Source organism: Alterirhizorhabdus solaris (assembly GCF_007785815.1).
GTDB lineage: Bacteria > Pseudomonadota > Alphaproteobacteria > Sphingomonadales > Sphingomonadaceae > Alterirhizorhabdus > Alterirhizorhabdus solaris.
The window spans coordinates 1-21,348 of record NZ_VNIM01000048.1 but is presented as its reverse complement, the minus strand read 5'-3'; the positions used below and the strand labels follow the sequence as shown (position 1 = coordinate 21,348).

The window sequence follows — 21,348 nt, the reverse complement described above, 5'->3', positions numbered from 1 at the left end:
GGCGCCATGCTGACCAAGGCGGACGACTACCCGATCCACCAGACGCCCGATCCGATCGCCTATGCGCAGTCGGACCGGAATTTCTACGATCGTTATTTCTTCCACGGCTATTCCACCGACGGGGCCCTGTTCTTCGGCGCGGCGCTGGGCGTCTATCCCAACCTCAACATCATGGACGCCGCCGTCGCCGTGCGGATCGGCGACCGGCAGTATAACATCCGCGCCTCGCGCCACCTTAACATGGAGCGGATGGACACGCAGGTCGGCCCGATCCGTGTCGAGGTGGTGGAGCCGCTGCACCGGCTGCGGATCGTGGTGGAGGACAATGAGCACGGCATCGCCGCCGACATCCTGTTCGAGGGCCGGTCGCCCCCGATCGAGGAGCCGCGATCGCAGCGCCGCAGCGGCCCACGGCTCATCATGGACATTACCCGGATGACGCAGCTCGGTCGCTATTCGGGCTGGATCCGGGCCGGCGGGCAAACGGTGACGCTCGGCCACGACACGGTGCTCGGCGTGCGCGATCGCAGCTGGGGCGTGCGGCAGGTGGGCTTGCGCGATCCCCAGCCGATGGTGCCCGCGCAGGACCACCAGTTCCACTGGATCTGGGTGCCCGCGCATCTGGAGGATCGCGGCTTCCTGTTCTACCTGAACGAGGATCGCGACGGCGAGGCGTGGAACTACGGCATGGTCGTGGCGCATGACGACGGCCGGGTCGAGCATCTGCCCGGCGCGACGATCGACATCGCCTATCAGCCGGGAACGCGCTGGCCGACGCACGGGACAATCACGCTGGCGGACGGCACGCGGATCGATCTGGAGCCGCAGGCCCGCTTCTTCATGACCGGGATCGGCTACATGGATCCGGACTGGGTGCATGGCATGAACAAGGGGCCGCTGGCCGTGGGCTATGACGAGATCGACACCGGCGCGGTCGGCTATGTCCCGCCCCACACCTACACGCAGGCCTCCACGCGGGTGACGATGACGTCGCCCGATGGATCGGTGCAGCACGGCCACGGCGCGTTCGAGGCGCTGAGCATGGGGCCGCACGCCCGGCTGGGCTTCACCGGCGCGAACGACGGGGCATGAGCGACATGGAAGACCGGATCGCCGCCTATCTGGCGCACCGCATGCCGGATGCGCGCGGGATCGCGGTGGACGACCTCTCGCGCATCGCCGGCGGCAGCAGCCAGGAGACGTTCCGCTTTCGCGCCGTGTGGGACGAGGGCGACGGACCGGCGGAGCGCCGGTTGATCCTGCGCCGCGCGCCGCCGGCGGGGCTGGTGGTGGCGGAACGCGATGTCGAGTTCAGCGTCTACCGCGCGCTGGCGGACAGCGGCGTGCCGGTGCCGCGCGTCTATTTCATGGAAATGGACGACGCGTGGCTGGAGCGACCCTTCTTCATCATGGCGATGGCGCCGGGCAAGCCGGGGCATTTCTGGACCAGCACCGATCCGTTCGAAGGGCAGGCGCATGAGGTGGGGCAGCGTTTCTGGCGGCACCTCGGCACGCTGGCGGCGCAGGATCACGCCGCGCTCGGCCTGACCGACCTGCGCAACGGTACGCTGGGCGACGGCTTCTGGTCCGCCGAGCTGCGTCACTGGGAAGCGCTGCTCGACGAGCATGAGGCGATGACCGAGCCGGCGGTGCGCGGCGCGATCCGCTGGCTGCGGGCCAACCCACCGTCGTCGCCGGCGCGGCCCGCGATCGTCCACGGCGACTACCGCGTCGGCAATTTCCTGTTCACCCCCGATGGCGCGATCAGCGCGGTGCTGGACTGGGAGATGTGCCACGTCGGCGATCCGCTGGAGGACGTGGCCTGGGCGATCGACCCGATGTGGACGATCGAGAGCCAGTTTCCGCTGGAGGACGGCCTCGCTGCCTGGGAGACGGAAAGCGGAATCGCGGTCGATCGCGTCGCGCTCGACTGGTGGCGCCTGTTCGCGTGCGTCAAGGCGTGCGCGATCTGGACGACCGCTGCGGCCAGCTTCGCCGCTGGCCGCAGCCGCGACATGGCGCTGGCGATGACCGGGGTGCGCGGCCAGAGCTTCCACCGCACCCACCTGCTCGCGCTGATGGCCGACAAGGGAGCGATGGGATGACGCTTGCGATCGAAACCGCCGTGCGCGGCGTGGCCGAGGTGCTGCGCGACCGCGTCGCGCCGACGCTGGACGACGGCTATGCCATCGAGGCGGTGCGGCTGTCGGCGATGATGCTGACGATGATGGCGAATGCGGCGGACGACGCGGTGGTGCTGCGCGTGGCTGAGAACGGGCAGCTGCGGGCGCTGTTCGGCGAGGCGGCGGGCATCGTCGACGACGCGACGCTTTCAGCACGGCTGGAGGAGGCGGCACGCTCATCCGATCCGGGCCTGCGCATCAGCGAACTCGATCGCGAGACCGACCGGCTGCGGCGGTTGCTGGTGGCGTTGCAGATCCAGCTGGAGGCCCAGGCGGACGAGCAGGCAACGATCCTCGGCCAGCGGATCTGGCGGATGCTGCGGGATATCGAGGCCAGCCGCGCGCCACGGCGGTAGCGGCGGGCACGGGCAGAGGCGCCCGCCGCCCGCGTTCCGCGCGGGCAGCGGGCTCTGGCGGTCAGCGCGGCTGCATCCGGATGGCGCCGTCTAGGCGGATCGTCTCGCCGTTGAGGTAGGTATTGCGCAGCAGCTCAAGCGCGAGGCTGGCATATTCCACAGGGTCGCCCATGCGCTGCGGGAAGGGCACCATCGCCCCCAGCCGGTCGAGCATCGGCTGCGGCGCGCGCAGCATCATCGGCGTGGCGAACAGGCCGGGCTGGATCGTGTTCACCCGGATGCCGAAGCGCGACAGGTCGCGCGCGATCGGCAGCGTGATGCCCACGATCCCGGCCTTGCCGGCGGAATAGGCGGCCTGGCCCATCTGACCATCGGTGGCGGCGGCGGACGCGGTGTTGACGATCGCCCCGCGCTCGCCGTCGATGGCGTCCAGTGTCGCCATGCCGGCCGCCGCGCGCGTCACGCAGCGGAAGGTGCCGACGACGTTCAGCTTCACCACGAACTCGAACTTGTCGGTCGGGAAGACGGTGATCGCGCCCGTTTCCTTGTCGCGTTTGATCGTGGAGATCGCGTTGCCGCCACCGGCACAGCAGATCAGCGCGCGCTCCTGCCCCTGCGCGGCACGGGCGGTGGCGAAGGCGGCGTCCACGCTGTCGTCGGACATGACGTCGCACACGGCGAAGGTGGCGCCGGTTTCGGCCGCCGCCTTTGCGCCGGCCTCCTCGTTGAGGTCGAAGATGGCGACGCTGGCGCCCGCTGCGCGCAGCGCCTTCACGGTCGCGAGACCCAGACCGGAGGCACCGCCGGTGACGACGGCGGCCAGTGACGCATCGATCTTCATGCTAACTCCTCATGCGGCGAATGAATCGTGATGGAGGGGATGCCATGCTGTCACCCGCCGGGCGGGGCAAGCATCCCGGTGCATTTGGCCGTCGCGACAAGATAGCCGCTCAATCCAGCTCATGCGCCTTGGGGTATGCGCCCAGCGACAGGAACAGCGCGGCAGAGATCAGGCAGACGGGCAGGTAGAACCACAGCGCGGCCGCATAGGACGAAGTGGTGTCATAGACCATGTTCATCCCCAGCGGCGTCAGCGATCCCACAAGCGTGATAAGGCCGCCGATCGTGCCGAACAGCAGCCCGAAATTGGCGAGGCCGAAATAGCGCGAGGTGAGATAGGCGACCAGATCGAGCTCCGCGCCGAGCGTGAGGCCGAGGATCAGGACGGCACATGCCGCGACGGGGATCGACCCGTGCGACGTGAGCAGCAGCAGGCTCGCGCCGATCGGCAGAGACACGCTGAGCGCCCCGAGCACGGTGCCGTGGATGCGATCGAGCATGAAGCCGACCAGCAGGCGCCCCGCGATCGAGGTGATGCCCAGCAGCGGGGCGACGCCGGCGGCCTGCGCGCGGGTGAGGCCGTACCAGGTGAGCACCGGCATCAGGTTCGTCACGACCGACATCACCACCGCGGCGATCAGCGTGCCCGCCAGCGCCAGCCGGATGAAGCGCCACGACGTCAGCAGTTCGCGGCGGCTGGCGCCCGGGGGCGGCACCGTCATCGGGGCCTCCAGCGTCGCTGCGACCAGCGGCGCCTTGCGCGCGCGATCCTTTGCGCTGGTGAACAGGAAATAGACCAGCGGGATGGCGATGATGCCCCAGAAGCTGGCCAGCCCGACGAAGCCGAGCCGCCAGCCGAAGCGGGCGATCAGCTCGTAGGTGAGGAACGGGGTGATGATCGATCCGATCCCGCTGCCGCACAGGGCGAACGCCAAGGCGAAACCACGCCCGGCCGAAAACAGGCCGGAGATCGCGGCGGTCCAGACCGATGGCTGGATGAAGAGATTGCCGAACGCGATCAGCGCCCAGACCGCCCACCAGCTCCAGATCGACGGGCCGACCGTGCTGAGCAGCAGGTTGAGCACGCAGAGCAGGGTGACGCCGATGATCCCGATCCGGCGCGGGCCGAAGCGGTCGATCGCCACGCCCATCAGCGATGCCAGCAGGATCACGACCGGGGCCGTGAGCGCCGGCCCGAGCGAGATCTGCGCCCGGCTCCAGCCGAATGCCTGCTGCAGCGGTTCGATGAAGACGCCGACCGAATAGCTGTTCATCGTCGACATCGCGACACCGGCCATCGCGGCGATCACGGTGGGCCAATGCTGCCGCCATTCGGCGCGGGCATCGCCTGCCAGTCGTATCGACAATCGCCTCTCCTGTTGTCCTGCCGGTAAGGGCATCGTGCGCCGGCCCGTCGAGATGCGGGCCTTCCGGTCTTCCCGACCACGGGGCGTCGTCGTCCCGTCGTATCCCGTCGAGGCCGGGATCGGGCCGGCGCGGGGGAGGCGGGGGGCGCCGATCGCCGGATGCACATAGGCCCGTGCGCGGGCTTAATGCAACGGATCACGCTTATTGTGCTCACGGATACGGCATGGCCATCGTCCCGCGGCGTCACGGCTCGTTGTCCCCCGGTGAATTCCGCGATAGGCGTAGGCGTAACGATATCAACCGAACGACGGGGAAGAGGAATGGGCGAGGCACTGACGGCGGCGGGTCGCTGGATCGATCTGGCCGGAAAGGTGGCGCTGGTCACGGGCGCGGCATCGGGTATCGGCCGCGCTGCCGCTTTCGCGCTGGCGGATGCCGGCGCCGTCGTGATCGCGCTGGATCGTGACGAGGCAGGCGCGCAGGCCGTGGCGAAAGCGATCGTGGATGCCGGCGGTGATGCCGATGCCCACACGCTGGATGTGACCAGCCAGGCGCAGTGGGACGAGACCGCCGCCTGGCTTCGCGCTGGCCGGGGCAGGGTCGACATCCTCGTCAACAGCGCCGGCGTGGCGCGCTCGGACCGGGCGGGCGATGCCGACCTCGATATCTACCGGCGCACGTTTGCGCTGAATGTCGAGGGATCGCTGCTGGGGATGGCGACGGCCCTCGTCTTCATGCGCGAGGCCGGCAAGGGCGCGATCATCAACCTCTCGTCCGCCGCCGCGTTGCAGGGCAATCCGATCATGGCCTCGTACGGGGCCAGCAAGGCGGCGATCTCCCATTACACGCGCAGCGCCGCCAAGGAGGTGCTGCGCGCGGGCCACGATATCCGCATCAACGCGATCCAGCCGGGCCTGATCGAAACCGCGATGGCCGATGATTTCTACGACATCTTCGACAAGGTCGCGCCGCGGGAAAGCTTCGTCAAGATGATCACCACCGGCCGCCCCGGGCGCCCCGACGAGGTGGCCGACCTGATCGTCTATCTGGCATCGGACCGCGCCAGCTTCATCTCCGGCGCCTGCATCGTGATCGACCGGGCCGCCACGGCCTAGGCCTGCGCCCCCGCCACCCTGCCGGCGGCGGGGTGCGGGCGGCGTCAGGCCGCCTTCAGCGCATGGCCGGCGGCGATATAGCCCCACACGAACGACGGGCCGACGCTGGCGCCGGCACCGGGATAGCTCCGCCCCATGACGGAGGCGGTGGAGACGCCGGTGGCGTACAGCCCGGGGATCGGCGTGCCGTCCTCGCGCAGGACGCGCGCCTGCGGGTCGGTCACGACGCCGCCATAGGTGCCGACATCGCCCGGCACCACCGGCATCGCATAGAACGGCCCCTTGTCGATCGCGCCGAGCGAGGGGTTGGGCCGGTGCGTCGGGTCGCCGAGCCAGCGGTCGTAGGCCCGCTCGCCGCGCTCGAAATCGTCGTCGTGGTTCTTCGCGACGAAGCCGTTCCAGCGTTCCACCGTGGCCCGCAGCGTGGCGGGATCGCAATCGATCAGGGCGGCCAGCTCCTCCAGGGTGTCGGCCTTCTTCAGGAAGCCCTCGTCGAACCAGCGGGCGGGCTTGTTTGCGCCCGGCATCGATCCTGCCAGCATGTAGCTGGTGATGTACTGGGTATCGAAGATCTCCCAGCTCGGCACGGCGGGCACCTCGCGGTTACGCTCCAGCATGTTCCGGCAGAACATCATGTAGGAGCCGGACTCGTTCATGTAGCGGACGCCCGACTGATCGACGACGATCGCGTGGGGCGCGGCCATGCCCTGCACCACCGGCTTGATCGGATCGTCCTCGTGCCCCGGCGGGATGGACATCTGGTTGCCGACCATCTCCTCCATCTGGGCGATGGCGGCGCCGTGGCGCATCATCTCGAGGATCATCTCGCCGGTGTCGCCCTCGGCCGCGTTGGTCCATCTGGCCGAGGTGCCGGGCTGATACTGGTCCCGCATCGACTGGTTGTGGGCGAATCCGCCGGCATTGACGAGCACGCCGAGGCGCGCGCCGATGCGGGAGCCCTTGCCGTCCTTCACGCTGACGACACCGGTCACCGCGCCGTTCTCCACGACAAGCTGGCTGACCGGCGCGTCGTTGCGGAACTCGACGCCGGCCTTCACCGCGGCCTGCAGCATCCTGCCCTGCAGCGCGGCGCCGGCGGTGACGTAATGCTTGCCGGTCAGCTTGGCGAACGCGGTGCGCAGGCCGATCTTCGCCATCGTCCGCTTGCCCACCCACGACCGCTTGAACGTCGGCAGCTTCAGCGCCTCGTCGAGCGTGGCGAACAGCGTGAGGAAGTTGGGCCGCAGACGGGTCTTCCACGGGCCAAGCTCGTTGACGTCGAACAGTTCGGCCACGACGGTGCGGCCCGGCTCGGATCCGCCGGGGCGCTCGTCGTGATAATCGGGCCAGTAGGGCACGCGGGTGAACTTCAGGCCCTGCGCGACGAGGAAGTCGACCATCCGCGGCCCTTCGACCAGATAGGCGTGTCGCCGCGCGCGCGTGGCGCCCGGCGTGTCGTTGTGATCGCCCACCACGCTGTCGAGATAGGCGGTGGCCTTCTCCAGGCTGTCCTCCACGCCGTCCCGCTTCATGAACGGATTGTTGGGGATCCACATGACGCCGCCCGAACGGGCAGTGGTGCCGCCGATCAGCGAGGTCTTCTCGACGATGAGGACGGACTTGCCCGCCGCGCGCATGGCCAGCGCCGCGCACATCGAGCCGCCGCCGCTGCCGACCACGACAAAGTCATAGGTTTCATCGAAGCCGGCCGTTCCGGCGCCAGTGCTCGTCATCGCATCCTCCATCGATGCCCCGGTATTCCGGCGGCCCGTTCATCTTATGCAATAGGGGATGTGCGATCCGGTCGCAATCCGGCGACGTGCCGCCGCCGCGCCCCGGTCTTGCGATCCGCCCCGCTTCCGGCGATTGAGACAGGCCAACAGAACCGGCGGCCCATCCCCGTGGGCATGCCATCATGAGAGGACCAGCCATGCATCTTGAGGGAACGCCTTCCGAACATCTGCCCGACGTGCTCGGCACGGGCGAGACGGCCGCGAAATATGTCTTCATCTCGTTTTCCGGCCGCCACCCCGAGGGCCGCGATGCCGAATATATCGAGTGGCACTCGCTCGATCACCGGCCCGAGCAGTATCGGCTGCCCGATCTGCGCAACGCCATCCGGCTTGTCTCCACCCCCGCCTGCCGGGCGGCGCGCGCGGCCAGCGTGGGCCTCTACGACGAGGTCGATCATGTGATGACCTACATGTTCACCGATGCGGGCGGGATTCCGGGCTTCACCGTGCTGGGCAACGCGCTGAACGTCGCCGGGCGCATGGCGATCAGGCTGCCGAGCATCACTTACATGACCGCCGATCTGGAGGGCAAGATCGCCGCCGCCCGCGCCGTGGCGGGGGCGGACGTGATCCCGTGGCGCCCGGCCGTCGGCGTCTATATCCTCGTCGAGGAAGGCAACGCCTCGCCTGCCGATCTGGTCGATCTTCCGGGTGTTGCCGGCATCTGGTGGTATCAGGGCGCGCTGGCGCCGGCACCGTACGATCAGGATACCCGCGGCACCCAGATCACCTATTTCTTCCTGGATTCGGATCCCGTCGCCGCGGCCGAAACGCTGGGCGAGGCGGTGCGGAAGCGCTGGGAGACGGGTGCGGTGAAGGGGCTGCTCGCCGCGCCGTTCTTCCCGATCGTCCCGTTCGAGTGGGACCGTTATCTGCCGACCGAGTGATCGGCCGTCAGCCGGTGCCTCCCCCGCAATCGCGCGGGGGAGGCACCGGCTACCGGGTTCGCGTCAGTCGCGATCCTTCATCACTTCACGCACCCGCGCGATGATCGAGCCCTTGTTCGGCATCTGCGCCGCCTCGATGGCGGGCGAGAAGCTGATCGGCGAGTAGTATGCCCCGAAGCGCGAGGCCGGTGCCTTCAGGATCGAGAACAGTTCCTCGTTGATCGTCGAGGCGATTTCCGAACCCAGACCACAGAACTCGGTCGCGGCATGCACCACGAGCGCGCGCCGCGTCTTCTTCACCGAATCCAGCACGCGATGATAATCGAGCGGCATCAGCGAGCGCAGATCGATGACCTCGGCGTTGATGCCTTCCTTGGCGAGTTCCTCGGCGGCCGCGAGGCACTGGTTCACCTGCCAGCCGAACGAGACGAGCGTGATGTCGCTGCCCTCGCGGCGCACCTTGGCGACGCCGAGGGGGATGCGATAGTCGCCGATCGGCACCGCCTGCTTGGGCGCGCCGAACACCATCGCCATCGACTCGAAGTGGACGCAGGGGTCCTCGTCGAAGATGCACGAGGCGAGCAGGCCGCGCGCGTCGAGCGTGGTCGAGGGGTAGGCGATCTTCAGGCCCGGCACATGCAGTAGCCATGCCTCGAGCGACTGGCTGTGCTGCGCGCCGAAACCGCCGAGGCCGCCGGCCACCAGCACGCGGATCGTCATCGGCACGTTGGTCGCGCTGCCCGACATGTAACGCTGCTTGGCGGCGTGGTTGGTGATCTGGTCGATGCACACGCCCATGAAGTCGGAGAACATGATCTCCGCCACCGGGCGCATGCCGACGAGCGCCGCGCCGGTGGCCGCACCGATGATCGCCTGCTCGGCGATCGGGGTGGGGCGCACGCGCTCCTTGCCCCACTTGGTCTGCAGGCCCGCCGTCGTCTTGAACACGCCGCCGGGCGGATCGCCGATATCCTCGCCCAGCAGGAAGACGCCCTCGTCGGCCTCCATGGCCAGATCCTGCACGCTGATGATGGCCTCGTACATGGCCATCATCTTCGTCTCGCCGGACACCGGCGCCTCTTCCTCGCGCACCGGATAGACGCCGCGACGCGGCACGACGGTCTCGTCACCGTACACGTCGGTGAGCATGTCCTCCTCGGTGATCGGCGCGCTGGCCAGAGCGAATGCGACGGCCTCGTCGACCTCGGTCTTGGCGGCACCGTCGATCTCGGCCAGTTCCGCCTCGGTCGCGAGGCCGGCTTCGAGCAGGAAGGCGCGCGTCTTGGGCACCGGCCAGTTCTCGCGGCCCGCCGCCAGCTCGTCCTTGGTGAGCAGCTCGTTGGGCGCGAAGCCGGCGTGGGTGCCGAGCCGCAGCGTGACCGCCTCGACGAACGCCGGGCCCTTGCCGGCGCGCACGTCCTCGACGATCTCCTTCATCACCGCGTGGAAGGCGATCGGATCGTTCGCATCGACCTTGACGCCGCGGAAGCCGAGCGCGGTGGCGCGGCCGGCGAAGTCGGGGCCGGCGGTATATTCGGGGATCTTGGTATATTCGCCGATCTGGTTGTTCTGGCACATGAAGATGATCGGCAGCTTCCACGCGCCGGCCAGGTTCATCGCCTCGTGCACCGCGCCGATGCTGGTCGCGCCGTCACCGAAGTTGACGACCGTCACGCGGCCTTCGCCGCGCATCTTGGCGGCGAGTGCCAGGCCGTTGGCGATCGGGGCACCGGCGCCGACGATCGCGGTCGTCAGCATCGAGCCGCTCGTCGGGTCGGAGATGTGCGGCGAACCGCCCTTGCCCTTGTTGAGCCCGTCCTGGCGGGACATCGCCTCGGCGAACAGCCCCTTGAGCGGCACGCCCTTGGCGACCTGATCGTGGATGCCGCGATAGATCGTCACCATATAGTCGTTGGCGTCGGTGAGCGTGGCGAGCGTGGCCGGGATCGCTTCCTGCCCGGTCATCGGCCAGTAGGTGAACTGGAACCGGCCGGCGGACAGGCCGGAGCGGATCGCCTTGTCGACCTCGTGGATACGCGACATCTGCCGGTAGATATCCAGCAGGACCGCGGGCTCGATTCCGAGGTTCGTCCGCTCTGCATCCTTGAGCATGTGATCTCTCCGTCCTCTCCCGGCCGACACCAAGCCGCGTCTCGGGAATTAAAAGGCATAACCTGTCGTGCGACCGGAACTGCGCCGGACGGCGCGGCCGATTTCGCCTGCACGCTTTGGCGCAGACCGGTGGGGAACGTCAATGCGCTTGGCAACTGTCATTTCCTGCGCGACGATCCGTGCGTCGCGCGCCGTTCACGGCGGGAGACGGGAGGAATAAGGGTCGGCCGACCCCTCGCGGACATGGCGAAAGACGGATGACGATCGATCCGGGGCGGCCCGTGCCGGCGGGGCGGGGCACGGCAATGCGCGGCTGCTCCCTTACCGCGCCGCCTGCGGTATCGCCTGGATCGTCGAACGCACGATGCTGCTGCGTCGAAAGGACGATATGGGCGGCACGGACGCGATCGTCATGCCGAACGTGTTTCGCGAACTGAACAGCGGCAGGGCGCGTCGAGAGCTGCACTCGGCAACGCGCCCGCTCGGCGAAACCGTGCGCGATGCCGTCGACCGGTTCGCCGCGAGAGAGGACAGGACACGCCGATCGCCGCATCGCCCGCGAAGGCGGCGGCGGTCTTGCCATATGCGGGCAGCTTGGGCAGGGGGTTGCCGGCCCGTCAACCGCCGAGGAGAGCAGCATGGTCGAGAACGGCCTGCCGGCAAGCACCATCGCCGAAGCGCGGATCGGGGGCGGCCTCCGCGCCTGCCGTTGTGCCCATCGCCCGTCGTCGCCCCGCGCATGACGGCCGAGGCATTCTATACCCGCGAGGGCGATCGCTACGTGCCGACCGGGCTTGGCACCAGTCCGTGGAACCCCCGCGCCCAGATGGGGGTCGCGCTGGCCGGGCTTGCCGTGCATGCGATGGAGGCGGTGCCAAGCCCGGCGCCGATGGCCCCCGCGCGGCTGACGATCGACATTCTCGGCGCGGTGCCGCTGGCGCCGGTCGTCGCCACCACCCGGATCGTGCGCGAGGGCAGGCGTGTGCAGCTGGTCGAAACCGAGCTGTTGATCGAGGGGCGGCCGTGGCTTCGTGCCACCGCGCTGCGTTTGCGCGAGGCGACATCGCCCGAGGCAGCCACCCCGCTGACCCGCGGCTTCCCCGATACGCCGCCGCCGCCGGGCCTCTCCTGGGCCGAGACGAAGCGGATCGAGGGCGACTATGCGGTCCCCGGCCCCGGCGCGACATGGACGCGGATGAAGGCGCAGGTGGTCGCCGGCGTGCCGCTCACGCCGCTCGAGGCGGTGGCGATGATCGCCGATTTCGGTTCGGGCACCGCCCCGCTGGTGCCGCTGCGCGACTGGACCTTCGCCAACGTGGACATCGCCGTCCACCTCACCCGTCGCCCGCGCGGCGAGTGGTTCCTGATCGACTCCACCAGCGAGAGCGCGGGCAACGGCATCGGCCTCACCCACAGCCGGCTGGGCGATCGCGAGGGGATGATCGGCATGGCGCACCAGACCACCTTCCTCGAACCGCGCTGATCGCCGCCGGATCGATCCGGTCGAACGGGGTCGCGGCGGCCCCGTTCCTCGCCTGCGTGGCGGGCACCGCCGGAAACATGTCGCGCGGGGGACCGCTTGGCCGATCCGTTGGTTCAGCCTGCTCCAGCGAGACGAAGGACGAGCGATGAAGCTGTATCGGGGGCTGCGCACCGGCGCGCGGCCGCATTCTGAACGGACGCCCACCCGCCCGGCTCCCGGCGCGGTTCGGGCGATCCGGGGTGAAGGCTGATGCCCGGCGACATGCGCTGTGACGTCGCCATCATCGGTGCCGGCACCGCCGGCCTCGCGGCGGAGCGGAGCGCGCGCCGGGCCGGTGCGACGACGCTGCTGATCGACCCCGCCTTTTCGGGCACGACCTGCGCGAATGTCGGCTGCATGCCGTCAAAGCTGCTGATCGCGGCGGCGGGCGCGGCCGAGGCCGTGCGGCGCGCCGCGACCTTCGGGATCGATGCGACCCCGCGTGTCGACGGTCCGGCGGTGATGCGGCGGCTGCGACGCGAGCGCGATGCCTTCGCGGAAGGAACGCGCGCTCAGATCGAGCGGCTGCCGGCGGGCATCAGGGTGAAGGCGAAGGCGACCTTCGGCGACGGCGGCACGCTGGCGCTGGAGGACGGACGCCGCATCACGGCGAAGGCCATCGTCATCGCGACGGGATCGCAGCCCAATGTGCCGAAAGCCTTCGATGCGATCCGGGATTTCGTGCTCACCAACGAGACCGTCTTCGAACTGGACGACCTGCCCGGCCGCCTTGCCGTCATCGGTGCCGGGGCGCTGGGGCTGGAACTGGGGCAGGCGATGGCGCGGCTCGGCGTAAAGGTGACGCTGCTGGACGAGAAGGATGCGCTGGCGGGTCTCGACGATGCCGAGATCGGCGGCATGCTGAAGGCCATCATGGCGCGCGACTTGGAGCTGCACCTGGGCGTCTCGATCGCGGCGGATACGGTGGACGGCGGCGCGCGGCTGCGCTGGTCCGGCGCGTCGTCCGGCGAGGCCCGGTTCGACCGGGTGCTCGTGGCGGCCGGGCGCCCGCCCGCGCTGCATGGCCTGGGGCTGGAGACGACGGGGCTGGCGCTGGACGAGCACGGCACGCCCGAGTTCGATCGGGAGACGATGCGGTGCGGGAACAGCGGCATCTTCATCGCCGGCGACGTCGACGCGGATCGCCCGGTGCTCCACGAAGCCTCCGCCGAGGGGGCGATCGCCGGGGCGAACGCGGCCGCCTTTCCGCACGTCGAGAAGGCGAGGCGCTTCGTGCCCATGTCGATCATGTTCACCGATCCGCCGCTCGCCATCGTCGGGCGCAAGGCCGCCGACGATCTCGTGACCGGCACCGCCGATTACCGCGATCAGGGGCGTGCGCGGGTGGAGGCGAGGGCGGACGGCATGGCGCAACTGCGCGCCGCCCCCGGCGACGGCCGGCTGCTCGGCGCCACGCTGCTGTGCCCCGGTGCCGACCATCTCGGCCACCTGCTAGCGTGGTCGATCGAAAGCGGTGCCACGGCGGGCGACCTGCTGGCCCGCCCTTTCTACCATCCCACGCTGGAAGAGGGGCTGAAGCCGGCGCTGCGGGCGATCTGCGCTCAGGTGGGCGTGAAACTGCCCGCCGGCAGCGACGAGGAGGGAGCATCCGGTGCCTGACGAAACACGATCTGCCCCGCTCGGGCCGGGATATCCGGGCGGTTCGGGGGTTTATGCCTTTCGCCATTCAATTCGGAGACGGCCCATGATGCGTTCCTTTCTCATCGGCCTCGTCGCCGGCCAGCGCGGCATCACGCCACTGGCCGCGATCGCCACCGCGACCCGCCGGCACGACATACCGGCGGACCTGCCGTTGCAGAATCTGATGCTGAACCCGGTCGTCGCGGCCGGCACGGCGCTGTTCGCGGCCGCCGAGATGGCCGGGGACAAGATGAAGACCGCGCCCGACCGCGTGGTGCCGATCGGGCTGGCCGTCCGCAGCGTCACCGCCGCCTACGCCGGCGCCGCGCTCGCGCCGCGCGACCAGCGGTTCCTGGGCGCCACGGTGGCCGTGGGCGCCGCGCTCGCCTCATCCTATTTCGGCTGGCGGCTGCGCTGTGCCGCCATGCGGCGCTATGGCCAGACGGCCACCGGCTTCGTCGAGGATGCGATCGTGATGGGCAGCGGGCTGGCGATCGCCAGCCCGTCGCTTGCGAAGGCGATCGGGCGGTGAGGATGCGCCCGGTCCCGTGATGCCGTGCGCCCCCACGAGGCGGGGTGTCGCATCCGATCGGTGCACCCATGGCCCGCATGGCCTATGCAGGCGATCCGCATCTGCCCGGACATGCCCGTTCCCGGTACCACCGGCCCCAAGCGTCGGGCAGACGCATAACCCGGCGGCGTTCCCTGCGACGGGACCGTCGCCATCCCGATCCGGGGGCTGAACCGATGGCTGGCGTATGGTTTGACGAACTGGCGGTGGGGCAGGTGTTCGAGCACCCGATCCGCCGCACCCTTACCGAAACCGACAATCTGCTGATGTCGACGTTGACGCACAACCCGGCTCAGTTGCATCTCGATGCCGAATATATGAAAGGCACGCCGTATGGCCGCCCGCTGATGAACTCGGCCTTCACGCTCGGCCTGATGGTCGGCATCTCGGTGGGCGATACGACGCTGGGCACGGCGGTCGCCAATCTGGGGTGGGACGAGGTGCGGTTTCCCAATCCGCTTTTTGCCGGCGACACAATCCATGTCGTGACCGAGGTGATCGAACTGCGCGACTCCCGCTCGCGGCCGGATCAGGGCATCGTCACCTTCCTGCACCGCGCCTACAACCAGAGGGACGAACTGGTCGCCTCGTGCAAACGCTCGGGCCTCCAGCTCAGGAAGCCGGCGTGACCCCGCTCCGTTCCCTCCTGTTCGTGCCCGGCGACAGCGGGAAGAAGCTCGGCAAGATCGACCAGACCCCGGCCGACGCCTTCATCCTCGACCTGGAGGACGCCGTCGCCCCCGCCCGCAAGGCCGCCGCGCGCGAGATGGTGGCCGCCTTCCTGGCGGAGCGGCCCAGGCAGACGCGGGCGGCGCAATATTGGGTGCGGATCAACCCGCTCGATACGGACCATCCGCTGGTCGATCTGGCGGCCATCGTCGCGGCCGCGCCGGACGGCATCATGCTGCCCAAGGTGAACGGCCCGGCGGACGTGTTGCGGGCGAGCCATTATCTCGACGCGCTGGAAGTGGTGGCGGGGATCGCGCCCGGATCGATCCGCATCCTGCCGGTCGCGACCGAAACCGCCGTCGCGCCCTTCAGGCTCGGCGATTATGCCGCCGCCGGGCTGGCGCGGCTCTACGGCCTCACCTGGGGCGCGGAAGATCTCAGCTCGGCGATCGGGGCGAGCGGCAACAGCGATGCTTCGGGCGAATGGGCGTTCACCTACCGGATGGTGCGCTCGCTCTGCCTGCTCGGGGCGCATGCCGCCGGGGTCGAGGCGGTGGATACGCTCCATGCCGACTTTCGCGATATTGAGGGTTTGCGCGCTTCCTCGCGCGCGTCCCGCGCGGAGGGGTTCGGCGGGCGTCTCGCCATCCATCCGGCGCAGGTGGAGGCAATCAACGACTGCTATTCGCCCTCGCCGGAAGAGGTGGATTTCGCCCACCGCGTGATCGCGCTGTTCGCCGCGAATCCCGATGCCGGCACGCTGGGGCTGGAAGGCCGGATGCTGGACATGCCGCATCTCAAACAGGCGCGCAAAACGCTCGCGATGCACGAGGCGCGGCGCGGCTGACACGGGCCGGTCAGCCGGCGGCCGGCACCGCGACCGTGATGCTGCCGCTGTCCGCATGGCGGCCGACCTTCGGCATGTGTCGATCGGCCATGAGGTCGGCGAAATAGTAGGGCTGGAGGAACCACGAGGCGGCGAAATCATGATTTCGCACGTCGAAGGCGATCAGGTGCGGGCGGTTGGCGGCCAGTGCCAGCGACGCGCGCGCCGTGATCCGGATCGGGCCGCCGCCGGCCGCAAGCACCGCCCGCTCCGGGAAATCGAGCGTCGCCAGCGCCAGCCGCGCCGGCACGCCGTCGATCGTCAGCCGTGTCGTCGCCAGCAGCCGCCACGCGAACGCGGTTTGCTCGGCGCGGCTCAGCAATCCGTCGCCATCGCTGTCGAGATGGGCGAACATGTGGGCGCCATCCCGCCACGACGGCATGATCGCATAGCTGACCACCGCCTGCCGGCGGCCGAGCGACAGCGACGCCTGCTGCTCGACGATGCTGTGGGGATGCGCCAGCGCGGGGGCGGCAAGGCCGAGGACGATCCCCGCCAGCCCGTGCCGGATCACTTCCTCGCCGCCACCCAGGCCGCGCCGTAATCGTTGGCGGGATCGCGATACATGCTGTGGTCGTGCTCCGTCGGGTCGTCGTCGCCCATGTGCTGCGGCGCGTATTCCTGCACGATGCGCGGCCCGGTGATGCGGAAATAGGCCGCGCCGGGCTGGTCCTGCGGCCCCCACCAGCCGAACGTCGTCTGTTGCAGGTCGGCGCGCACCGCCGCCATCTTGGCCTGCGCGTCGCGTGCGTTGAACTGGCCGACCCGCGCCTGCACCACCGCGAGCAGCAACGCCTGCTGCGCCGCCGTCAGGTCGGCGCCGCGCACCCCCTCGGCCGCGACGGTGGTGCCGTGCTCGCCCGGCCCCAGCAGCAGCTGGATCGGCTGGTCGCCGAGGACCGCCGCCTTGCGCTGCGCCGGGTTGAGGCTCGCGAGCAGCGCCTGCGCGGCATCCACCTCCTCGCGCGTGATATACACCTTGCGGCCCTCGTACCGGATCGTCAGCGGCTGGCCGCCCGTCAGCATCGGCGAGAAGGACGCCTCCGGCCCGACGAAGGTGACGTTGATCGCCAGATGGTGACCGCCGAACTGGAACATCCACGGTTTTGCCACCGATGGCTGGCCGAGGAAGGCGACATAATAGAACTGGCTGCCGAAGTCGGCGCCCGGCCCCGGCCCGCCGACCAGCGCATCGTCCGCCGCCATCTGCATGCGCGCGTTGCGCACGCCCCGCTCGCTCAGCACCTGCCCGAGCAGCGCATCGAGCGCGGCCTTCTGCGCCACGGTGAGATCGCGCCGCATGATGCCGCCGCGCTCGACGAAACTGACCGGGAAGTTCGACCAGCGCGCCCGCTGGGCGTTATCGTCGAAGGCGTACACCACCGCCTTGCGCTGCGCTTCGCTCAGCGTGGCCAGGAACGCCGTAGCGGTGGCGACGATCGCCTTCGCCCTTGCGTCCGCCGGCTTCACCGCGATCGTGGTGGCGATCGGCAGATCGACGGTCTCTCCCTTGGGGCCGCGCCCCGAGCAGGCGGTCGCGGCGACGAGCAGCCCGAGGGCGCCGGTCACCGTGGCGGCATGTTTCACGATCCTGTTCACGCTGGTCCCCCTGCTGGTCGGCGACCTCTAGGCAGGGGGCAGGCGTCGCTCAAGCGTGATGTTGCGACCTATTCGCGATAATCGTCCGTGTGGTCCGTGCGGCGCCCGCTCAGAGGCCGAGCGAGACGCCGATGCTGACGCGGGCATCGTCCTGCCCCCGCGCGAAGCGGCCCTCCGCGCCGAAGCGGTAGCCGAGCGCCCCCTGCACCCCCTGCACCCCGAAGCCGGCGACGACATGATCGCGCTCGGTCGAGGCGAGCGCCACCGTCTGCGTGGCCAGGCTGTGCTGGGCGGAGGCGAGGCGGACGACGGCCGAACGATCGCCGCGCTCGTCCTCCCACGTATAGCCTACCCGCAGCGAAGGCACGAACGCCTCGCTGATCGGCGCGCGTGCCTCCACCCCGGCGGTGAGCCGCAGGCGGCGGTAATCGAGATCCTGATAGGCGACGTTGCCCAGCGACGCGCCGGTTTCGGTATAGCCGTCGATCCGCGTATCGACATAATCGACGCCGCCGAACGGACCGGCCCGCGCCGCGCCCAGATCGACCAGCCAGCCGAGTTCGCCCGAGGCGGTCCACACGTCGCCGCCGGTCCGGCCCCGGCCGGTCAGGCCATAGGCGCCGGCGCGGTCCAGCTTGTCGATATCGAGCTGCACCGTCTTGGCGGCGGCGGCCTGCGCGTAGAGACCCGAGGAGAGCGAGACGCCGGCATAGACGGCAAGGCTGGTGCCCTTGGCGTCGATCGTCAGCGGGCCGCCGTCGTCGTCGGCGGACTGGTGACCGACCGCCACGCCGACCCGCAGCGGGCCGGTGCCGTAATCGGCGCCGCCCGCGATCGAGAGGCCGTCCGCGCGGGAAAGGTCCACCCCGCGCGAGGTGGTGGTGTTGATCCGGCGCCAGTCGGTCTGCGCCCACAGCCGCACGCCGGTGCCGAAGCCGCCATCGCCCAGCCGGCGCAGGCCGCCCAGCCGCTCCATCGCCGCCGTGCCGGCGACCGACCCGAGTTCGGAGGCGACCGTGCGGGCGGTGTCGAGCACGACGGGCGCGCCGAGCGTCATGGCCCTGAGCGCGGTCGGATCGACATAGGTCGGCAGCGTCAGGCGATAGACGAGGACGACGCTGTCGTTGTTGCCGCTGCCGCCCGCCCCGGAGAGCGCGGCGTTGTACGGCTGGCCGTTGATGAAGCCGTTGTTCGCCTGAAAATCATTGTCGTTGCCGATCAGCAGGAAGAAATCCTGCGGCGCATCCTCGGTAAGCACCGGAGCGAGGCCCATCGCCTCCTGCTTCTCCGACAGCGAGGTGGCCGAGGAGGGGGCGGTGTTCAGGTTCATGCCGAAGCGATTGAGCTGCACCGGGTTGAGCATGTTGACCAGCTCCACCTGCTGCACCGGCTTGATCGACGGCAGCAGCGCGCCGTTGGTGGCGATCGGCGTGGTACTGGTCTCGTAGGTAGTGCCCGCCAGATTGGTGGCGCCGGTCGTGTCGATCAGCAGCACGCTCTTGAACACGGGGGAATTGGTGGCCGAGGTGCCGGCGCCGCGCCCGATGCCGTCACGCGACAGGACGAGGAACTGGCTGGTGTTGAGTGCCAGCATCTCCGACTGCGCCGCCGTGCGATCGGGCGCGGCGCCGTTGCCGGCCTGGGTGAAGATCGGCAGTTGCAGCACGTAGTGGCCGATCGGGCTGGCCGGCGTGGCGGTGCCGCTGATGTCGTACACCAGCACGCGCGTGTTGTTGCGCGTCGCCTGGTTGCTGCCGGCGGTATCCTGCACGGTCGCCGATTGCAGGATGGTGACGAGGCGGTTGCCGTCGGGCGTGATCGCCACCGCCTCCAGCCCCTGATTGTTGCGGCGCCCGGTGGCGGGCGGGTTCACGCTGTTGAAGTCGATCGCGCCGGCCGTGCGCGGCAGCAGCGCCGGCACCGTCTGGATCGCGCCGAGCAGCCGGCCGGTCGCATCGTAATGATAGAGGCCGGCGGCATATTCGTCGGACACGTAGAAGCTGCCATCGCGCGCATAGGCGATCCCTTCCGCGTCGAGGCTGATCCGGCCGGCGCCCTCGCCGGTGCGCGGGGAGGGCAGCGACACGCCGTCGCGCACCACCACGCCGGTACCCGGATCCTTGCCCGTCATCGGCACGCCGGCGGCGTCGGTCAGGAAGAAGCCGCCGGTCGGCGTGATCGTCAGCTGGTTCTGCGAGGTCGTCGCCTGCGGCAGGGCGGCGGTGCCGGTATAGGGCGCCAGCGTCAGGGTCGAGATGTGGACGCGGTTGCGATAGTCGGTGGTGCCGACGAACGGGCCGACGTCGTTCGGCCCGCGATCGGGCGTCGTCATCATCCGGCCGCTGTAGGTGCCGTCGGCGTTGCGCCGCCACGAGGCGAGATCCAGCGCCATGCCGGAAAAGGAACCGAGCGTCTCGCCGGCGAAGTCGCGCGTGTTGGCATCGAGCCGGCCGACGCCCACGAGGCCCTGGTTGACGAACGTCTGTCCGCCCAGCGAGACACTGGCAGCGCCGGCCTGTGTGGTGATGTTCGGCCGGGTGAAGCTGGCCGACTGGGCGAGCGCGGCGGTGGAGCTGGCGAGCAGAAGCGATGCGGCGAAAAGGCGCGTGGCGATGGTCATTATGGTCCCCCCGGATATGGAGGGGGCGATAGGGCGCGAATGTTACGGATCGCGCGATTTAATGTGACCGATTTGTGTCGGCGTGTTGCTGTCGGGTGCGATTGCCACAGGGTCGGCCCGGCAGGGACTGCGATCACAAAATGGAAAAGCCCGGCCGTGTTCCGGCGGATTTACCGAACGCCTGCCACAAAGGGTGCGATGTCATGGCGAATGGTGCCCGGAGACGGATTCGAACCGCCGACACCGTGATTTTCAGTCACGTGCTCTACCAACTGAGCTATCCGGGCACGGGAGCGTTGGAGCAGCGCCTATAGAGGCGGCCTGCGGTTTCTGTCCAGCCCGTCCGATGCACTTTCTGCTTCGTCGTCCTCGATCGCGCGGCCGGGCACGCGATAGCCGTCGCCGAGCCATCGCAGCAGGTCCCGGTCCCGGCAGCCCTGGCTGCAGAACGGGGTGGCGGCGGCGGTGGCGGGCTTGCCGCAGACCGGGCAGCCGTTACGTCTGGAGGGCGTGGACATGACCCGATCCTATGGCGAGTGCGGGATCGGCCTGCAAGGCGACGGTGGCGCCGAGGCGCCGTTCGAGCAGCGCCAGCCAGTCGGGCCGGGCCGCGATCACCGCGATCACCGTCGGCGCGGCGACCAGCCGGCGCGGGCCGGGGCCGGGCGTGCGTTCCGCCCGGCGCAGCAACGCTCGGGCGGCGCTGGCGGCGGGATCCTCGCGCAACAGCTCGGGCAGCGAAGCGCGCGGGCGGCGGCGGACGATCTGGAGGAAGCCGAAGCCGTTCACCGCCGTCCGCTCGAACGGTTGCGGCAGAAGCGCATCGAACGCCTCCGCCGTCGCGAGCCGGTCGGCCTTGGCGGCGACGGTCGGCAGGTCGATGCCGATCGAGCCGCCGATATCCATCCGCCGGATCGTCCGCGCCGCCGCCGCCGCCCCGGCGCAGGCCAGATCGGCGGGCGGGACCACGCCGTCGACGTCGAACAACGTCATCGCCGGGGTGAGCGAAAGGCGCAGGCCGCCGTTCGGGAAAGCGATTTCGCCGGTGGTCGCTTCCTCGATCAGTTCTGACCAGCCGGCGGCCTCCAGCCGGTCCGGGCCGTGGCCGGGTGGCGTGGCCACGGGCAGGCCGCTGGCGACGAGCCGTTCGTGCAGCGTGGGGCCGGGCGTGGCGACTGCGCCGGGT

General features: G+C 69.7%; 19 protein-coding genes and 1 tRNA gene. 10 read left to right on the top strand and 10 right to left on the bottom strand.

The features are described from left to right. Positions 1-6: 6 nt before the first annotated feature. From FOY91_RS12450 to FOY91_RS12440, 3 genes are read left to right on the top strand one after another with little or no spacing between them, the layout of a single operon-like run. Complete coding sequence (locus FOY91_RS12450) at positions 7-1,092, top strand: Rv3169 family protein (protein WP_145152273.1); 1,086 nt, start codon at positions 7-9, stop codon at positions 1,090-1,092. Then, positions 1,089-2,105: a phosphotransferase family protein gene (locus FOY91_RS12445; protein ID WP_145152270.1), complete on the top strand. Its 1,017-nt coding sequence runs from the start codon at positions 1,089-1,091 to the stop codon at positions 2,103-2,105. Before FOY91_RS12450 ends, FOY91_RS12445 begins: the two co-directional genes overlap by 4 nt. Further along, positions 2,102-2,539, top strand: coding sequence for a hypothetical protein (locus FOY91_RS12440; protein ID WP_145152267.1), 438 nt, complete (start codon positions 2,102-2,104; stop codon positions 2,537-2,539). The genes FOY91_RS12445 and FOY91_RS12440 overlap by 4 nt, the downstream gene beginning before the upstream one ends. Before the next feature lie 61 nt (positions 2,540-2,600). Here the strand turns inward: FOY91_RS12440 and FOY91_RS12435 are convergent, their stop codons facing one another. Next, entirely contained in the window at positions 2,601-3,380 is a 780-nt protein-coding gene (locus tag FOY91_RS12435) for an SDR family NAD(P)-dependent oxidoreductase (protein WP_145152264.1), read from the bottom strand. A gap of 109 nt (positions 3,381-3,489) precedes the next feature. Then, positions 3,490-4,746 carry an MFS transporter gene (locus tag FOY91_RS12430; protein WP_162527223.1) on the bottom strand — a complete coding sequence of 419 codons (1,257 nt, stop codon included), beginning with the start codon at positions 4,744-4,746 and terminating at the stop codon, positions 3,490-3,492. A 321-nt stretch (positions 4,747-5,067) separates the two neighbouring features. On the opposite strand from FOY91_RS12430, the gene FOY91_RS12425 reads away from it, so the two are divergent. After that, the gene (locus FOY91_RS12425; RefSeq protein ID WP_162527222.1) at positions 5,068-5,862 is read left to right on the top strand and encodes an SDR family NAD(P)-dependent oxidoreductase; all 795 of its coding nucleotides are present in this window, start codon (positions 5,068-5,070) and stop codon (positions 5,860-5,862) included. A gap of 44 nt (positions 5,863-5,906) precedes the next feature. Here the strand turns inward: FOY91_RS12425 and FOY91_RS12420 are convergent, their stop codons facing one another. Continuing rightward, positions 5,907-7,595: an FAD-dependent oxidoreductase gene (locus FOY91_RS12420; protein ID WP_145152255.1), complete on the bottom strand. Its 1,689-nt coding sequence runs from the start codon at positions 7,593-7,595 to the stop codon at positions 5,907-5,909. A 197-nt stretch (positions 7,596-7,792) separates the two neighbouring features. Between FOY91_RS12420 and FOY91_RS12415 the strand changes: the two genes are divergently transcribed. Then, positions 7,793-8,542 carry a hypothetical protein gene (locus FOY91_RS12415; RefSeq protein WP_145152252.1) on the top strand — a complete coding sequence of 250 codons (750 nt, stop codon included), beginning with the start codon at positions 7,793-7,795 and terminating at the stop codon, positions 8,540-8,542. A gap of 63 nt (positions 8,543-8,605) precedes the next feature. Here FOY91_RS12415 and FOY91_RS12410 read toward each other — a convergent pair whose 3' ends face one another. Then, complete coding sequence (locus tag FOY91_RS12410; protein ID WP_145152249.1) at positions 8,606-10,654, bottom strand: alpha-ketoacid dehydrogenase subunit alpha/beta; 2,049 nt, start codon at positions 10,652-10,654, stop codon at positions 8,606-8,608. Positions 10,655-11,393: 739 nt separating this feature from the next. Here FOY91_RS12410 and FOY91_RS12405 point away from each other — a divergent pair. The 5 genes from FOY91_RS12405 (at position 11,394) to FOY91_RS12385 (ending at position 15,904) form a co-directional block, all read left to right on the top strand. After that, positions 11,394-12,137, top strand: a complete 744-nt coding sequence (locus FOY91_RS12405) for a thioesterase family protein (RefSeq protein ID WP_162527221.1) — start codon at positions 11,394-11,396, stop codon at positions 12,135-12,137. 249 nt (positions 12,138-12,386) lie between these two features. Further along, positions 12,387-13,796 (top strand): dihydrolipoyl dehydrogenase, encoded by a 1,410-nt coding sequence (locus FOY91_RS12400; protein WP_145152243.1) that lies wholly within the window; start codon positions 12,387-12,389, stop codon positions 13,794-13,796. An 85-nt stretch (positions 13,797-13,881) separates the two neighbouring features. Beyond that, the gene (locus FOY91_RS12395; protein WP_145152239.1) at positions 13,882-14,349 is read left to right on the top strand and encodes a DUF4126 domain-containing protein; all 468 of its coding nucleotides are present in this window, start codon (positions 13,882-13,884) and stop codon (positions 14,347-14,349) included. A 215-nt stretch (positions 14,350-14,564) separates the two neighbouring features. Beyond that, positions 14,565-15,017: a MaoC family dehydratase gene (locus FOY91_RS12390; RefSeq protein WP_145152236.1), complete on the top strand. Its 453-nt coding sequence runs from the start codon at positions 14,565-14,567 to the stop codon at positions 15,015-15,017. After that, positions 15,014-15,904 (top strand): HpcH/HpaI aldolase/citrate lyase family protein, encoded by an 891-nt coding sequence (locus FOY91_RS12385; RefSeq protein WP_145152233.1) that lies wholly within the window; start codon positions 15,014-15,016, stop codon positions 15,902-15,904. Before FOY91_RS12390 ends, FOY91_RS12385 begins: the two co-directional genes overlap by 4 nt. Before the next feature lie 10 nt (positions 15,905-15,914). On the opposite strand, the gene FOY91_RS12380 is transcribed toward FOY91_RS12385, so the two are convergent. From FOY91_RS12380 to FOY91_RS12355, 6 genes are all read right to left on the bottom strand, one after another. Next, positions 15,915-16,457, bottom strand: coding sequence for a hypothetical protein (locus FOY91_RS12380; protein WP_145152230.1), 543 nt, complete (start codon positions 16,455-16,457; stop codon positions 15,915-15,917). After that, the gene (locus FOY91_RS12375; RefSeq protein ID WP_145152227.1) at positions 16,454-17,542 is read right to left on the bottom strand and encodes a DUF3500 domain-containing protein; all 1,089 of its coding nucleotides are present in this window, start codon (positions 17,540-17,542) and stop codon (positions 16,454-16,456) included. The genes FOY91_RS12380 and FOY91_RS12375 overlap by 4 nt, the downstream gene beginning before the upstream one ends. A gap of 109 nt (positions 17,543-17,651) precedes the next feature. Continuing rightward, on the bottom strand, positions 17,652-20,162 hold the full coding sequence (locus FOY91_RS12370; RefSeq protein ID WP_145152224.1) for an esterase-like activity of phytase family protein: 2,511 nt from the start codon (positions 20,160-20,162) through the stop codon (positions 17,652-17,654). A 211-nt stretch (positions 20,163-20,373) separates the two neighbouring features. Then, positions 20,374-20,449, bottom strand: a tRNA-Phe gene (locus tag FOY91_RS12365). A gap of 21 nt (positions 20,450-20,470) precedes the next feature. Then, a complete protein-coding gene (yacG, locus tag FOY91_RS12360; RefSeq protein ID WP_145152221.1) occupies positions 20,471-20,680 on the bottom strand; it encodes a DNA gyrase inhibitor YacG in 210 nt (69 codons plus the stop codon). Further along, the coding region (locus FOY91_RS12355) for a ribonuclease (RefSeq protein ID WP_145152218.1) at positions 20,658-21,348 on the bottom strand (691 nt) is incomplete at its 5' end. The genes FOY91_RS12355 and yacG, both read right to left, overlap by 23 nt.